General features: G+C 37.5%; 14 protein-coding genes. 12 read left to right on the top strand and 2 right to left on the bottom strand.

Annotated elements, in window-relative coordinates:
* Positions 1–95 precede the first annotated feature (95 nt).
* The 12 genes from rpmH (at position 96) to B1NLA3E_RS23060 (ending at position 12,461) form a co-directional block, all read left to right on the top strand.
* Positions 96–230, top strand: a complete 135-nt coding sequence (gene rpmH / locus B1NLA3E_RS24560) for a 50S ribosomal protein L34 (RefSeq protein ID WP_015596232.1) — start codon at positions 96–98, stop codon at positions 228–230.
* 155 nt (positions 231–385) lie between these two features.
* Positions 386–760: a ribonuclease P protein component gene (gene rnpA / locus B1NLA3E_RS23110; protein ID WP_015596231.1), complete on the top strand. Its 375-nt coding sequence runs from the start codon at positions 386–388 to the stop codon at positions 758–760.
* A 216-nt stretch (positions 761–976) separates the two neighbouring features.
* Positions 977–1,714 carry a YidC family membrane integrase SpoIIIJ gene (gene spoIIIJ, locus B1NLA3E_RS23105; protein WP_236619690.1) on the top strand — a complete coding sequence of 246 codons (738 nt, stop codon included), beginning with the start codon at positions 977–979 and terminating at the stop codon, positions 1,712–1,714.
* Entirely contained in the window at positions 1,711–2,328 is a 618-nt protein-coding gene (gene jag, locus B1NLA3E_RS23100) for an RNA-binding cell elongation regulator Jag/EloR (protein WP_015596229.1), read from the top strand. Before spoIIIJ ends, jag begins: the two co-directional genes overlap by 4 nt.
* Before the next feature lie 303 nt (positions 2,329–2,631).
* On the top strand, positions 2,632–4,017 hold the full coding sequence (gene mnmE / locus B1NLA3E_RS23095) for a tRNA uridine-5-carboxymethylaminomethyl(34) synthesis GTPase MnmE (protein ID WP_015596228.1): 1,386 nt from the start codon (positions 2,632–2,634) through the stop codon (positions 4,015–4,017).
* A gap of 142 nt (positions 4,018–4,159) precedes the next feature.
* The gene (mnmG, locus tag B1NLA3E_RS23090; protein ID WP_015596227.1) at positions 4,160–6,049 is read left to right on the top strand and encodes a tRNA uridine-5-carboxymethylaminomethyl(34) synthesis enzyme MnmG; all 1,890 of its coding nucleotides are present in this window, start codon (positions 4,160–4,162) and stop codon (positions 6,047–6,049) included.
* Between the two features lie 224 nt (positions 6,050–6,273).
* Positions 6,274–6,990: a 16S rRNA (guanine(527)-N(7))-methyltransferase RsmG gene (gene rsmG, locus B1NLA3E_RS23085; protein WP_015596226.1), complete on the top strand. Its 717-nt coding sequence runs from the start codon at positions 6,274–6,276 to the stop codon at positions 6,988–6,990.
* Between the two features lie 118 nt (positions 6,991–7,108).
* On the top strand, positions 7,109–7,990 hold the full coding sequence (gene noc / locus B1NLA3E_RS23080; protein ID WP_015596225.1) for a nucleoid occlusion protein: 882 nt from the start codon (positions 7,109–7,111) through the stop codon (positions 7,988–7,990).
* 347 nt (positions 7,991–8,337) lie between these two features.
* A complete protein-coding gene (locus B1NLA3E_RS23075; RefSeq protein ID WP_015596224.1) occupies positions 8,338–9,099 on the top strand; it encodes a ParA family protein in 762 nt (253 codons plus the stop codon).
* The gene (locus B1NLA3E_RS23070; RefSeq protein ID WP_015596223.1) at positions 9,092–9,949 is read left to right on the top strand and encodes a ParB/RepB/Spo0J family partition protein; all 858 of its coding nucleotides are present in this window, start codon (positions 9,092–9,094) and stop codon (positions 9,947–9,949) included. The genes B1NLA3E_RS23075 and B1NLA3E_RS23070 overlap by 8 nt, the downstream gene beginning before the upstream one ends.
* A 127-nt stretch (positions 9,950–10,076) precedes the next feature.
* Positions 10,077–10,793, top strand: a complete 717-nt coding sequence (locus tag B1NLA3E_RS23065) for a DUF554 domain-containing protein (protein ID WP_015596222.1) — start codon at positions 10,077–10,079, stop codon at positions 10,791–10,793.
* A gap of 207 nt (positions 10,794–11,000) precedes the next feature.
* Positions 11,001–12,461, top strand: coding sequence for an IS1182 family transposase (locus B1NLA3E_RS23060; protein ID WP_015592366.1), 1,461 nt, complete (start codon positions 11,001–11,003; stop codon positions 12,459–12,461).
* A gap of 448 nt (positions 12,462–12,909) precedes the next feature.
* Here B1NLA3E_RS23060 and B1NLA3E_RS23450 read toward each other — a convergent pair.
* A protein-coding gene (locus B1NLA3E_RS23450) for an IS1182 family transposase (protein ID WP_144061422.1) occupies positions 12,910–14,282 on the bottom strand; the annotation gives its coding sequence in 2 pieces (ribosomal slippage) (positions 12,910–13,718 and positions 13,718–14,282; 1,374 coding nt in all).
* A gap of 471 nt (positions 14,283–14,753) precedes the next feature.
* Positions 14,754–15,371, bottom strand: a complete 618-nt coding sequence (gene yyaC, locus B1NLA3E_RS23045; protein ID WP_015596221.1) for a spore protease YyaC — start codon at positions 15,369–15,371, stop codon at positions 14,754–14,756.
* Positions 15,372–15,470: the final 99 nt, after the last annotated feature.

The raw sequence follows: 15,470 nt of genomic DNA, 5'->3' as shown, positions 1-15,470 counted from the left end.
AGAAATTTTTTTAAAAATAGTTGACATTCGCTATGCTTCATCTTTATAATTTAAAGGACTGTCTTTAGCAGTTATTCCTCAGGGAGGTGTAATATATGAAAAGAACGTATCAACCAAACAAGAGAAAACATAGTAAAGTTCACGGTTTCCGTAGCCGTATGAGCTCCGCAAACGGACGTAATGTTCTAGCGCGTCGTCGTCGTAAAGGAAGAAAAGTATTATCAGCCTAGGCCACTGAAACGTCAGTGGTCTTTTTTCTCATATTGAACTTTCTAGTGTTTGGCTTCAGGCGCAATCAGCTCTTGTCTATAGTCAAAAGCTAAGCGCCTTTAGCTATTTTTTATTTTTTATACATAGATCCTTCCGGGATTGAGGGTGTAATGTTTTGAAAAAGAAATTTCGAATTAAAAAAAATAAAGATTTTCAAATTGTTTTCAAGCAAGGAAAATCCTTTGCTAACCGACAGTTTATTATTTATGTTCTGAAGAAAAATGAACAATCTAAGTTTAGGATTGGCCTTTCAGTCAGCAAAAAGATCGGTAATAGCGTTATGCGTAATAGGATAAAGAGGCGAATTCGCCAATCCTTTTTTGAATTAAAGGATTTCATTAAAGAAGAGAATGATTATGTCATTATTGCGAGGAAACCAGCAGCTGAAATGGAATTTCATGAAATAAAAAGCAGTCTTATTCATCTTTTAAAGCTTTCAAAAGTTTTAAACAGAATACCTGAAAACAAAAGGGAAAATGAAAACATTTAAAAGCGCTTTCTAATAAAAGATGATAAGATAAAATAGTGTGTATTTTATGAATAAGTCTTGAGTCCCAGGTAAGCTGCGGCTAACAGTTTGATTTAAACAAAAAAATAAAGCAGGGGATCTTTCGATTCTTCTTTATTAATAAATGAACATTTTTGAAGTGAGGAGGATAAACGCTTGAAAAAACGAATAGTTCTAATTATTGGTTTGGTTGCTTTAATGTCGGTTATGACAGGTTGTGCTCAAACAAACCTACCAATAACAGCAGAAAGCAGTGGCTTTTGGAATGAATACATTGTTTACCCGTTATCTTTATTGATTGTGAAGACGGCTGAATTTTTAGGTGGAAGTTTTGGTTTATCGATCATTGTGGTTACTCTTTTGGTGCGCTTAGCCATTTTGCCACTCATGATTAAACAAACAAGAAGCTCGAAAGCAATGCAAGCATTACAGCCAGAAATGAATGCACTGAAAGAAAAGTACAAATCAAAAGATCAACAGACTCAACAAAAATTACAACAAGAAACGATGTCCTTGTTCCAAAAACATGGGGTTAATCCATTATCTGGTTGTTTTCCATTAGTCATTCAAATGCCAGTATTAATTGGCTTTTATCATGCTATTTCCCGGACACAGGTAATTAAGGAACATAGCTTTTTATGGTTTGATTTAGGTGCTCCGGATCCAATTTATCTTTTACCACTTATTGCTGGTGCCACTACTTTTATTCAACAAAAGATGATGATGGCTGGAACAGCTAATCAAAATCCACAGATGGCTATGATGCTTTGGATGATGCCAATAATGATTATTGTATTTGCAGTTAAATTTCCAGCAGCCCTTTCTTTATATTGGGTGGTCGGAAATATCTTCATGATTGCGCAAACTTATTTTATTAAAGGGCCTGATTTGAAAAAAACTGTGGAAACTGGTAAAGCGGGAGGAGCAAAAAAGTGAAACAAGTAACTGCTACAGGACAAACAGTCGAGGAAGCAGTAGAAGAAGCTTTAGCTCAATTAAAGACAACAAAAGACCGCACAGAAGTAGTCATCATTGATGAAGGAAAAAAAGGCATTTTCAGAATATTTGGTTCCCGTCCAGCTGTCGTAAAAGTAACTGTAATTATTGATCCAATCGAAGAAGCGAAGAAATACATTGCTGAAGTAAGTGATAAAATGGGAGTAAACGTTGAAATTGAATGTATCCGTGAAGGGAAGCATATCTACTTCATTTTATCAGGAGGAAAAATTGCTCTTTTGATTGGAAAAAGAGGACAAACGTTAAATTCCCTCCAATATCTCACACAGCTAGTATTAAATCGTTTTTCAGATCAATATTTAACTGTTATGTTAGATGCTGAAGATTATCGAAAAAGAAGGAACGAAACATTGATCCAATTAGCTGGACGACTAGCACAAAAAGCTGTGAAAACAGGGAAAAATGTTGCTCTAGAACCAATGCCTTCATATGAGCGAAAAGTAATTCATTCAGCTTTAGTCGATAATAAAAAAATTAAAACTTTTTCAGATGGTACAGAACCGTACCGCCATATTGTTATAGCACCAAAATAAAAACCATTCCTCAGGAGTGGTTTTTTTTTGCAATAAATTAACTTTAATAAATTAACTAATCACAGCAGGACAACTATTAGATAAAAAGAAAGGGTAAAATGGTGGGTTTTATTGTTATTCACATGTGGATAAGTTAAAATAAGTCATAATAAAACCTTGTTGTGGATAACAACTTGATAGGACTTTTGTATGAAAGTAGCTTGTGTTATTCTAGTAATTTAGGGATACAAACGGAAATTGATGAATGATAAACAGGTCACGGATAATATAGAAGGAAAAATGTTGATATGGAGGTGAAACAATTTGGAATTTGATACAATTGCTGCAATTTCTACTCCAATGGGAGAGGGAGCGATTGCAATTGTCCGATTAAGCGGGGATGAAGCAATTTCAATTGTTGACAAGCTTTTTCGGGGAGTGAATGGAAAAAGGATAGCGAGTGTGCAATCACATACGATTCATTATGGACATTTGATTGATCCAAAAACAGAGCAAGTAGTAGAAGAGGTCATGGTTTCTGTGATGAAGGGCCCTAGGACTTTTACAAAAGAAGATGTTGTTGAAATAAATTGTCATGGTGGAATCGTGTCTGTTAATCGAGTTTTACAATTAGTATTAAACTATGGCGCACAACTTGCAGAACCAGGAGAATTTACAAAACGAGCATTTTTGAATGGACGGATTGACTTATCTCAGGCCGAGGCCGTAATGGATTTAATTCGTGCTAAAACGGATCGAGCCATGAATGTAGCATTGGGGCAAATGGAAGGTCGCCTTTCTAAATTGATTCAAAAGCTTCGCCAGGAAATTTTAGAAATCCTCGCCCAAGTCGAGGTTAACATAGATTATCCGGAATATGATGATGTGGAAGAAATGACTCATGTGATGTTAATTGAAAAAGCTACATATGTTCGAAATGAAATTGAGAAGCTTTTACAAACCTCTCAGCAAGGGAAAATTCTCCGTGAAGGCCTCTCAACTGTAATCATTGGTCGTCCGAATGTTGGTAAGTCATCATTGTTAAATAGCTTAGTTCATGAAAACAAGGCGATTGTTACGGACATCCCTGGAACAACCAGAGATGTGATTGAGGAATATGTGAATGTACGCGGTGTACCGTTAAAGCTTTTGGATACTGCTGGAATTCGTGAAACAGAGGATATTGTAGAAAGAATTGGTGTTGAACGTTCAAGGCAGGTTTTAAAAGAAGCAGATTTAATTTTACTTGTATTAAATTATTCTGATGAGTTCACAGAAGAGGACCGTAATATTTTTCGAGCAGTTGAAGGCATGGATGTTATCGTGATTATAAATAAGACAGATTTACCGCAGCAAATAGATATGGAAACTGTTAATGAACTAGCATTAAACCATAAAATTGTTACGACTTCGTTATTAGAAGATCGTGGAGTCGATGAGCTTGAGGAAGCGATTGCTTCATTGTTTTTTTCTGGTTCAATAGAGTCTGGTGATCTAACATATGTTTCTAATAGTCGCCATATTGCTTTATTAAATCAAGCCGTCCATGCAATCGAGGAAGCAATTAATGGAATAGATATTGGGATCCCAATTGATATTGTGCAAATCGATGTTACGAGAACATGGGAATTACTTGGAGAAATCATCGGAGAAAGCGTTCATGAAAGTCTAATAGATCAACTTTTTTCTCAATTTTGTTTAGGAAAATAAGAAAAAGCGTAGGGCGCCTGTTTGTCGGTGATTAGCTTATGACCATCAAGCCGATGGCGCTTGGAGCTGGATAAATAAAAAGCCAAAGCCTACGTATGGACTGGCGCCAGAAATAATTTGAAACAGTTAGGAGATTATCTTAATGCAATATGAGGCCGGAAATTATGACGTGATTGTCATCGGTGCAGGGCATGCTGGCTGTGAAGCAGGACTTGCTGCAGCACGCCTTGGAGCAAAAACTTTAGTAATCACCATCAATTTAGACATGGTTGCATTTATGCCATGTAACCCATCAATTGGGGGACCTGCAAAGGGAATTGTCGTTCGGGAAATTGATGCCCTTGGTGGGGAAATGGGAAAAAATATTGATAAGACCTATATCCAAATGAGAATGCTGAATACTGGAAAAGGTCCAGCTGTAAGAGCATTACGTGCACAGGCTGATAAGTTTGCTTATCAGCATGAAATGAAAAAAACACTTGAAAATGAGCCTAACATCACCTTGCTCCAGGGAATGGCTGAAACTCTAATCGTTGAAGATGGAGTATGCAAAGGGATGATTACAAAAACTGGAGCAATTTATCGTTCGACGACTGTGGTTATCACAACGGGTACGTATTTAAAGGGAGAAATCATTATTGGAGATTTGAAATACTCCAGTGGTCCTAATAATCAACAGCCTTCCGTAAGATTATCTGAGCATTTACAAGAGCTAGGCTTAGAATTAGTTCGCTTTAAAACAGGAACGCCTCCACGGGTCAACAGTCATACTATTGATTATAGTAAGGCAGAAATTCAACCAGGTGATGAAGTTCCTCGTGCGTTTTCTTACGAAACAACGAAATTTATTACCGATCAGCTCCCATGCTGGTTAACGTATACGAATGAAAATACGCATCATATCATTGATAGCAATTTACATCGTTCTCCTATGTTTTCGGGGATGATAAAAGGAACAGGTCCGCGTTACTGTCCTTCGATTGAGGATAAAGTGGTTCGATTCAATGATAAACCGCGCCATCAAATCTTCTTGGAACCAGAAGGACGCAATACCCAAGAAGTATATGTTCAAGGATTGTCGACTAGTCTTCCTGAAGACGTTCAAAGGCAAATTATTAGATCTATCTCAGGTCTTGAAAACGCTGAAATGATGCGTTCTGGATATGCAATTGAATACGATGCTGTTGTTCCGACCCAGCTTTGGCCAACACTTGAAACAAAAGTGGTTAAAAATCTCTTTACTGCAGGTCAAATTAATGGAACATCTGGTTATGAAGAAGCAGCAGGCCAAGGATTAGTTGCCGGAATTAATGCAGGAAGAAAAGCATTAGCTAGACAAGAAATGATTCTTGGTAGATCTGATGCCTATATTGGTGTATTAATAGATGATCTTGTGACAAAGGGAACGAATGAACCATACCGATTACTAACTTCAAGGGCAGAATATCGTTTGTTATTACGTCACGATAATGCTGATTTACGTTTAACGGAAATTGGTCATCAGATGGGATTAATTTCAGAAGATCGTTACCAAAGATTTTTGGAAAAGAAAGAAATGATTGAGGAAGAGAAAAAACGGTTAAATTCTATCTTTATTAAACCGACAGAGCAAGTCCAAGAGCTTATTAAAGCGCAAGGTGGAAGTGAGCTGAAGGATGGCGTGAGAGCATCTGATCTCTTGAAACGTCCTGAAATGACCTATGATCATATTGACCTCCTTATACCAAGTGAAGTTTTACTTGATTCAGAAGTTAAAGAACAAGTTGAAATTCAAACTAAATATGAGGGTTATATTGAGAAGTCATTACAGCAGGTTGACCGATTAAAGAAAATGGAAGACAAAAAAATCCCTGAAAATATTGATTATGATGCTGTAACAGGCATAGCAACTGAAGCACGTCAGAAATTAAAGAAAGTTCAACCGTTATCAATTGCCCAAGCATCAAGAATTTCAGGGGTGAATCCAGCCGATATTTCAATTTTGTTGGTTTATATTGAACAAGGAAAAATAGTACGTGTTTCAAGGGATTAATTTAATTTTTGGATGTGTTAAAGAACAATGTTGATTTTTGAGCATTCTGTTGATTGGAACGGATACAGCGAGACTCCTGCGGGAGCAGCGGGACAGGTGAGACCCCACAGGCGCTTAGCGCCGAGGAGGCTCACCGCCCGCCCCTAAGGTGCGCTAGTGCCTGCAGCGGAAATCAACAGACATGTTTAATAGAGCCTAATTTGTAAAAAAGGAAGGCATTTCCTATGAATATAGAGCAATTTCAAACGATGTTGGCGGAGAAGGGGATCAGTCTTTCTCCTCACCAACTCGAACAGTATGAACAATATTATCAAACACTGGTTGAATGGAATGAAAAGATGAACTTAACTGCTATTACGGAAAAAGAATCCGTTTATCTTAAGCATTTTTTCGATTCCATTTCAGCTTCCTTTTACTTTGATTTTAATCAACCATTAAATATTTGTGATGTCGGCGCTGGCGCTGGATTTCCAAGTATACCAATTAAAATAGCCTTTCCTAATATTCATGTAACCATTGTGGATTCCTTGAATAAACGGATCCATTTCTTAGAACATCTAGCAGATAAATTAAAACTAGACAATGTTCGGTTTATTCATGATCGGGCTGAAACATTTGGGAGAAACCCTAAACATCGTGAACAATATGACGTTGTGATGGCGAGAGCTGTTGCAAGAATGTCAGTGTTAACAGAACTTTGCTTACCACTTGCTAAAGTGGGAGGAACCTTCATTGCGATGAAGGCTCAAAGTGCATCAGAAGAACTTGAAGCAGCCAATAAAGCAATTACAGTTATGGGTGGAAAATTAACTACTGTTCATTCCTTCATGCTACCTATAGAGGAAAGTGAACGGAATTTGTTAATTGTGAACAAAATGAAATCCACTCCAAAGCAATATCCGAGAAAACCAGGAACTCCTAATAAAACACCAATTGAATAGGATACCTTTTTTCTTCGTATTGTGGCATAATTTGTTTAATGGGATAGAAGCTCGGCAGGAATCTTAATGTTATATAGAGAATCTATTTTAGGGAGTTTCGTAAAGGTGGTGCTGGGTGATGAAGAATTCTTTTTCACGCTTTTTTGGCCTGGGCGAAAAGGGGGAACAGGTTGAGATTGGCATAGATGAAGAGCAATCGAGTGAGCTTGAGGAAACGAGTGAGCATGAGGAGATAAGAAAAATTCCGATAAACAAAATAGTTGCGAACCGTTTTCAACCTAGAACAGTTTTTGATGATGATAAAATTGAAGAATTGGCAAGAACCATACATACCCATGGGATTATTCAACCGATTGTTGTAAGAGAATTCGAAAATGATCGATTTGAAATTATCGCTGGGGAACGTCGTTGGAGAGCAATGAAAAAACTCGGTTGGCTAGAAGCTCCAACGATAATCAAAAATTTAAATGATACCGAAACAGCATCAGTTGCTTTAATTGAAAACCTTCAGCGGGAAGAATTATCTCCTATTGAAGAAGCAGTGGCATATGGTAAACTTCTTGAACTTCACAATTTGACTCAAGAAGCTCTTGCTCAACGACTTGGAAAAGGGCAGTCAACTGTTGCCAATAAGCTTCGTCTTCTAAAGTTACCTCAAGAAGTCCGGGATGCACTATTAAATAAACTGATTACTGAACGACATGCCCGATCTCTCATTCCTTTAAAGGATCCAGAAAAACAGGTCCAATTGCTTAATGAGCTTATTGAAAAAAACTTAAATGTGAAACAAACGGAAGATCGCGTTGTGAAAATGCTTGATCAAACCGATATAAAACAAAAGCCGAAACGAAAAGCATTCAGTAAAGACATGAGAATTGCTGTTAATACCATTCGTCAATCACTAACAATGGTGTCAGACAGCGGGATTAATTTAAATGCAGAAGAAGAGGAATTTGAAGATTTTTACCAATTTACGATTCGAATTCCCAAAAAGAAATAAGGCTAGAAATAATTAGAAGAAATATTTAAATGCGAAGATGGAAAACAAGTTCAACTTGCTTCCTCTTCGCTTTTTTATTTGTTTTCACGTGAAATTAATAAGATGTCCGGAAAAAATGTGCTTTTTTAGTCAAAATAAACCCCTTTTTCTACCAAACTAGCTAACAAGATTTTTAATAAAAAGACGATTCTCTTATCCTTTTCATGATAAAATAGAATACATGATTGCAAGTTTAGCCGTTTTTATGGTAATTATTTAACAAAATGTAACTTAGAAAAAGACCTTTCATAGCGGAGTAATCCCCTTTGAGGAGTTTCACTTTATTGGAAATGAAGGTAGGTGACGTCGTGAGCAAAACTATTGCCATCGCGAACCAAAAGGGAGGGGTCGGGAAAACGACCACTTCAGTTAATCTAGGCGCCTGCTTAGCATACATAGGAAAAAAGGTCTTGTTAGTAGACATCGATCCACAGGGGAATGCGACAAGTGGGATTGGTGTTGAAAAGGCTGGGGTAGAACAATGTATCTATGATGTTCTAGTCGACGATGTAGAAGCAAGCAAGGTCATTATGCCAACTGTCGTTGAAAATCTGTTTGCAATCCCTGCTACGATTCAATTAGCTGGGGCGGAAATTGAGCTTGTACCGACTATTTCACGTGAAGTTCGTTTAAAAAGAGCTTTAGAAGAGGTTAAGGATCAATTTGATTTTATTATCATCGATTGCCCTCCATCACTTGGTCTATTGACACTTAATGCCTTAACTGCTGCAGATTCTGTCCTTATTCCTGTTCAATGTGAGTATTATGCTCTTGAAGGATTAAGCCAGCTTTTAAATACAGTCCGACTTGTTCAAAAGCATCTTAATCATGATTTGAAAATTGAAGGTGTATTGTTAACCATGCTTGACGCAAGAACAAATTTAGGCCTTCAAGTCATTGAAGAGGTAAAAAAATATTTTCAAGATAAAGTCTATCAAACTATTATCCCAAGAAATGTACGCCTGAGCGAGGCACCAAGCCACGGGGAACCAATCATTATATATGATCCGAAATCTCGTGGGGCCGAGGTTTATTTAGATCTGGCGAAGGAAGTGGTTGTTAATGGCTAAAGGATTAGGAAAAGGGCTGAATGCCTTTTTTACAAATATGGAAGCTGAGGCAGAAGAAACGGTACAAGAAATTATGTTAAAAGAGCTTCGTCCTAATCCATATCAACCACGGAAAATTTTTAAAGCAGAAGCAATTGAGGAATTAAAACAATCAATCCTTGAGCATGGTATTCTTCAACCAATCATTGTAAGAAAGAGTATAAAAGGCTATGAAATTGTTGTCGGAGAAAGACGTTTCCGTGCTGCTAAGGAAGCCAAACTTGAAAAAATCCCAGTGGTTGTTAGGAATTTAACTGAGCAGCAAATGATGGAATTAGCGGTTCTTGAAAATCTCCAGCGGGAAGATTTAACTCCTATTGAGGAAGGATCTGCCTATCAAATGCTCATGCAAAAGCTAGGGCTAACCCAAGAGGAATTAGCAAAACGGCTTGGTAAGAGTAGACCACATATTGCTAACCTAGTTCGCTTATTGTCCCTTCCAAATAAAATTCAGGATTTAATATCTTCGGGTGAAATTTCAATGGGGCATGGCAGGGCATTGCTTGGGTTAAGAAAAAAAGAAAACATTCCTGCAGTTGTTGAGAAGATAATAAAAGCCAATCTTAACGTCCGCCAGCTTGAGCAGTACATTCAACAGTTAAACGAAAATGTTTCACGTGAAACAAAAAAGGAAAAGCAAAAGAAAGATATCTTTATAGTAGAACAAGAATCTTATTTGCGTGAACGCTTTGGCACGACAGTTAATATAAAAAAATCGAAAAACAAAGGGAAAATCGAAATAGAGTTTCTTACAAAAGAAGATCTTGAACGGATTCTTGAATTACTAGAAACAGCTCATTTTCCATCATAGCCAACTTAATTGTTGGCTTATTTTATTACAATAAAATCGAAATATAGGTAGAAAACCCCATGCAATAGTGGTAGTTTAGTACTATTAAAATTTTTCGTACTTCGAATGAAAAGATAGGGGAACGAGGATGTTTTTATTAGGAACAATTGTAAATGGTTTATTAATCGTGATTGGAACCATGTTAGGGAAATTATTTCAGCGCATTCCAGAAGAAATGAAGTATTCAGTTATGCATGTTATTGGACTGGCTGTCATGGTTTTAGGATTACAAATGGGCTTTAAAAGTGAAAATTTCTTAATTGTCATCCTTAGCCTTGTAATTGGAACAGTCATTGGGGAATATTTTGTCTTGGAAAATAAGCTAAATTCTCTAGGATTATGGCTGGAAAATAAAATCGGTGGTTCAAAAAGTGAAGGAAGTATTGCAGAAGGTTTTGTAACAGCGACCCTTATTTTTGTAATTGGTGCAATGGGTATTATTGGAGCCTTAGATAGTGGAATTCGTGGAGATCATGACGTCCTATATACAAAAGCAATTATTGATGGTTTCACGGCACTCATTTTAACAACCACATTAGGGATTGGTGTGTTATTTTCAGCTATTCCAGTTGTTCTCTATCAAGGTGTGATAGCCACGTTTGCTACTCAAATTGATCGTTTTGTCCCACAAGCCTTAATGGATAGTTTTATCTTGGAAATGACTGCTACTGGTGGTGTAATGATATTTGCTATTGGGTTAAACTTAGCTGGAATAACAAAAATTCGTGTAGCAAATTTACTCCCTAGTATAGTAATTTCTGGTGTGATTGTAACACTTATTTATAGTTACCATCATTATTTTTAACAAGGCTCTGTTAAACTAGAATGTTGATTTCCGTTCCAGGCACTCGCTTTCCGCGGGGCGGGCGCTGAGCCTCCTCGGCGCTTTAGCGGAGGCCACTGAAAAAGTCCAAGTTTTTAATTTAGGCAGTTGAAAGTTTGATTAAACCAAACTTTCAACTGCCTTTTTGCCTTATAATAACGATATTAAATGTATGTAGGTGGTATCCCGATGATTTCCAATCAAGAAACACTTAATCTTAGCCCATTCATGGCAATCTACGAAATAGTTGTGCCAAAAAGTAATATGCTTCGCCAAATCAATGAACTAGTGGACTTTTCATTTATTCTCGAAGAATTAAAAACGAAATATTGTCTTGATAACGGTCGAAATGCCATTTCACCGATTCGCATGTTCAAATATTTATTACTAAAATCGATATTTGATCTATCTGATGTGGATGTAGTAGAACGTTCAATATATGATATGTCGTTTAAATATTTCCTGGATATGGCACCAGAAGATTCCGTGATTGATCCTAGTTCCTTAACGAAATTTCGTAAACTCCGTCTTCAAGATGAGGATTTATTAGATTTGCTCATTGGCAAAACAGTTGAGATTGCTCTGGAAAAAGAAATCATAAAAAGTAAAACCATTATCGTGGATTCCACACATACGAAAGCGCGTTATAACCAAAAATCTCCGAAGGAATTTTTACAAGAGAAAGCGAAAAATGTTCGAAAAGCCGTGTATCGAATTGATGAATCCATGAAGGAAAAATTCCCTGCGAAAACAACTTCTGTTGAAGTAACCGATGAATTAGATTATTGTCGTCGAATCATTACTGTTGTCGAAAAAGAACCACAAATCGCTAAGGTACCTGCGGTCAAAGAAAAATTAAATGTTCTAAAAGAGATCGTAGAAGATTATACAGAACAACTTAGCTATTCAAATGATCCAGACGCACGGGTCGGACACAAAACAGAGGACTCTTCTTTTTTTGGGTTCAAAACGCATTACGCGATGGCTAATGAACGGATTATTACAGCGGCAGTTATGACAACAGGTGAAAAAAGTGATGGAAAATATCTGCGGGATTTAACAAAAAAAAGCCAAGCAACTGGAATGAAAATTGACAAAATCATTGGAGATACAGCCTACTCTGAGAAAGATAATATTCGATTCGCGAAAGAAAATGAATTAGCACTTGTTTCCAAATTACATCCGCATATTACACATGGCAGACGCACAAAAGAAGAAGAGTTTGAATTTAATAAAGATGCAGGAATGTATGTATGTAAAGCAGGGCATATGGCTAATAGAAGGAAATATGAAGGACGAAAGGGACAAGATAAAAACCCTAGAATCAAATACTTTTTTGATATTGAAAAATGTAAAGTGTGCCCTTTTCATGATGGCTGTTATAAAGAAGGAGCGAAAAGTAAATCTTATTCTGTGACAATCAAATCAACAGAACATGCCGATCAGGAGGCATTTCAAAACACAGAAGAATTTAAAGAGTTAGCGAAATCTCGCTATAAAATTGAAGCGAAAAATAGTGAGTTGAAACATAGACACGGGTATGATATTGCATCATCTGCGGGTCTATTAGGCATGAAGATTCAGGGAGCTACAGCGATATTCGCTGTCAACCTTAAACGAATACTAAAACTCCTCAATGAAAAAGAATAAAAAAAGATAAGGAAAAGGGCAATTTTTCGTCCAAAAACAGACGATAAATTGCCTTTTTTGTACCAAAATTTATTTACAGACGTAAAAATCGTATGTTTTTCAGTGGCCTCGCTTTAGCGCCTGTGGGGTCTCACCTGTCCCGCTGCTCCCGCAGGAGTCTTTGCGCCTTCCACTCCAATCAACATTGTGCAAAAAATCAACATTGAGCTTTAACACAGCCCTTAACAAAAAAAGGAAGGTACCTACCTTCCTCAGATTGTCGAGAAAGAGTATTTTTCTCGGCAATTTTTTATTTAGCCTGCTAATTGGCCGGTTGTTTCCGCTTCAAGTGCTCGCTTTCCGCGGGGCGGGCGCTGAGCCTCCTCGGCGTAAACGCCTGCGGGGTCTCACCTGTCCCGCTGCTCCCGCAGGAGTCGAGCACCTTCCGCTCCAATCAACCTAAAGTAAATCAACCTGAGGTATTGCCACACACTTTTTCTAGCCTAGACAAGTGTGTGGCAATCTTTTTCATATTTTGGCAAGCTGCAGTAAGCAATACCTGCTCGCTCGCATTCCTCAATCCCCTCAACCTACAATAGCGAAGCCCATGCAGTTCTTTTGAATCTGCGAAGCTTCGCTCAATTTTTTCTTTCCTAAATTTATAAAGCATTTTTCCTGATTTTGATAGACGATTGAGCCGCACCTTCTCCTTATATTCTTCCCATACATGTCGGGTGACGACCTTCGTCTTGTTTTTTGATCTCGTACATTCCTTCAACAGAGGACATTCTGCACATTTCTTTGGGTTTGACTTATATTCACGATATCCTTCTCTTGTAGTCGTGCGATACACTAATTCCTGTTCATTTGGGCAAGTATATAGATCTCTTTCTTTGTCATATTGAAATTTCCATTTTGGAAATAAGCCTTTAGTTGGGTGATATCTTCTATGCGCAATAACCCCAAAAATATTTCGATCATGGAGCCCTTTACAAATAGGATTTGTAAGAAAACCAGAGTCTAATCCGACTGCTTCTACTTTTAATCCAAATCTTTCGATTTGACGGTCCAAGCGAGAGAGGTAAGGGACAGAGTCATGGACATTTCCTGGAGTTACGTAGGCATCCGTTATAATATTAAACTTCATGTCTGTTGTACGGTGGTCCAGATAACAGAACATTTCCTGCTTATTTTCCCTGGACATGAATCCACACTCAGGATCCGTTGTACTTTTTCGGATAACTTTTGTCTCTGTCACCTCCTCTCGTTCTTTTAAAGCTTTTTTCCGTGATTTAGCCTATCATCCTCAATTGCTTTATTCAGCTCATCTATGTACTCGCGAGTTTCCACTTCAACTTCCTCACGAGTGAATTTATTCTTATTGGCGTTCGCTTTAAGATGAGTCGAGTCCGAAAATAAAACACGCCCACCAACCATCTTATGGTTTATGGCTTTATGGACAATTTCATCAAATATTTCTTGAAAGATGTTTGTTTCCTTAAAACGTGTTCTTCGATTCCAACTGATAGTTGAATGATGAGGAACTGGGTCATTTAGCTTCAATCCTAAGAACCATCGATAAGCAACGTTAGTTTGAATTTCTCGTTCCAATTGACGTTCCGAACGAATGCCATAAAAATATCCAATAAACATCATCTTGAAAAGCAGAATTGGATCAGTTGGACGACCGTTATCTTCTGAGTAATAGGGCCGAACCTTTTCTCCAACAAATGAAAAATCAATATATTTATCCACCTTTCTTAAAAGGTGATTTTGAGGCACCAAATCTTCGATAAAAACAAATTCAGCTTCATTTTGAACAACCTTTTTGGGTTTGAACATTCTATTCACCGTCCTGTTCTTGATAAGAATATTATACCATATTAACGCGGTGAATTATTAAAGTTATTAAACAAAATAATAGGCTGTCGAGAGTTTCTCGACAGCCTGAGGAAGGTACCTACCTTCCTTTCAGGCTGTCGAGAAGCTCCGGACAGTCTATTATTTTACTTGAAAACTTTAGTGAATAGCCGCGTTAATTCGTTACAAAATTATTAATAACTAGGCTGTTCAATAGGTTTGTTGATTTCCGTTCCAGCCGCTTCGCGGTCCTTAGGGCTGGGCGTCGCTAACGCTCCTGCTGGGGTCTCACCTGTCTCGCAGGAGTATTCGCGCTTTCCACTCCAATTAACAGGTCCGTTAGCATAGGCAATCTTATATTAAAAATTAGCATTTAATGGTCTTACAATATAAGGAAGGTATCTAACTTCCTTTTTTATTTTGTTTAAAAAGTGAAAAATGATGATAGTGTTATTATGTTGTTTTTTCTTGGCCAATTTGTTCCCACCAAAGATCTTGACGATGATGTAGCGTACTTGCTTCATGAATTCCATTAGCGATTGTCTTGGCCATTTTTAATACCAAGTTAAGTCTGGTGTTTTGCAGAACAAAAAATTCCATGAAACCACTAACGTTTACAATCCCAGTAATATGAATGTCACCTACCTCGGGTAGGTCCTTATTTACTCCTGCGCCTGGCTTAACAGGTCCATCTGAAACTTGGATCACACCAACACTTTTTAAGCGACCTAAACAGGCATCTATCCCAATAATGAATGGGTCCGTGTGTTTTTCGTGAATGTCGCTTAATTGATCCTTTAAATTTACTGCATGAATTGGATTTTCTAACGTACCGTACACGAAAAAAGGAGAAACTGCTTTTTCCTCAAGAAGAGTACCTACTAGTGGGCCTAATGAATCTCCTGTGGATCGGTCAGTACCAATACAAACAAAGACAATCGGTCGATTTGTGCTTAAACCAGCCATCTTTGATTTTAGTTCAAATGCCAGTTTTTCCGGTGCCGATATTTCGTCATGGAGAATTCTAGATCTACCACCTTTCTTGTCAAAGAAACCTGGTATAAAATTCATTAGTTTCCACCTCTTCTCATTGTACTAACAGTATACGGAAAATAATCAATATGTATACGTGTGGTTGTAAGAAAACAATAAGGTTTTGGAAAAATCTAC

It is taken from the genome of Bacillus sp. 1NLA3E, assembly GCF_000242895.2.
GTDB lineage: Bacteria > Bacillota > Bacilli > Bacillales > Cytobacillaceae > Bacillus_BU.
Note: the sequence above shows the minus strand (reverse complement) of the source record. Positions and strands in the feature narration are given on the sequence as shown.

Excerpts from the sequence above, each read along its gene's own strand:
- B1NLA3E_RS23065 (WP_015596222.1), top strand. The coding sequence starts at position 10,077 with ATGTTTTTATTAGGAACAATTGTAAATGGTTTATTAATCGTGATTGGA.
- B1NLA3E_RS23060 (WP_015592366.1), top strand. The coding sequence starts at position 11,001 with ATGATTTCCAATCAAGAAACACTTAATCTTAGCCCATTCATGGCAATC.
- yyaC (WP_015596221.1), bottom strand. The coding sequence starts at position 15,371 with ATGAATTTTATACCAGGTTTCTTTGACAAGAAAGGTGGTAGATCTAGA.
- spoIIIJ (WP_236619690.1), top strand. The coding sequence starts at position 977 with ATGTCGGTTATGACAGGTTGTGCTCAAACAAACCTACCAATAACAGCA.
- mnmG (WP_015596227.1), top strand. The coding sequence starts at position 4,160 with ATGCAATATGAGGCCGGAAATTATGACGTGATTGTCATCGGTGCAGGG.
- rsmG (WP_015596226.1), top strand. The coding sequence starts at position 6,274 with ATGAATATAGAGCAATTTCAAACGATGTTGGCGGAGAAGGGGATCAGT.
- noc (WP_015596225.1), top strand. The coding sequence starts at position 7,109 with ATGAAGAATTCTTTTTCACGCTTTTTTGGCCTGGGCGAAAAGGGGGAA.
- B1NLA3E_RS23070 (WP_015596223.1), top strand. The coding sequence starts at position 9,092 with ATGGCTAAAGGATTAGGAAAAGGGCTGAATGCCTTTTTTACAAATATG.
- rpmH (WP_015596232.1), top strand. The coding sequence starts at position 96 with ATGAAAAGAACGTATCAACCAAACAAGAGAAAACATAGTAAAGTTCAC.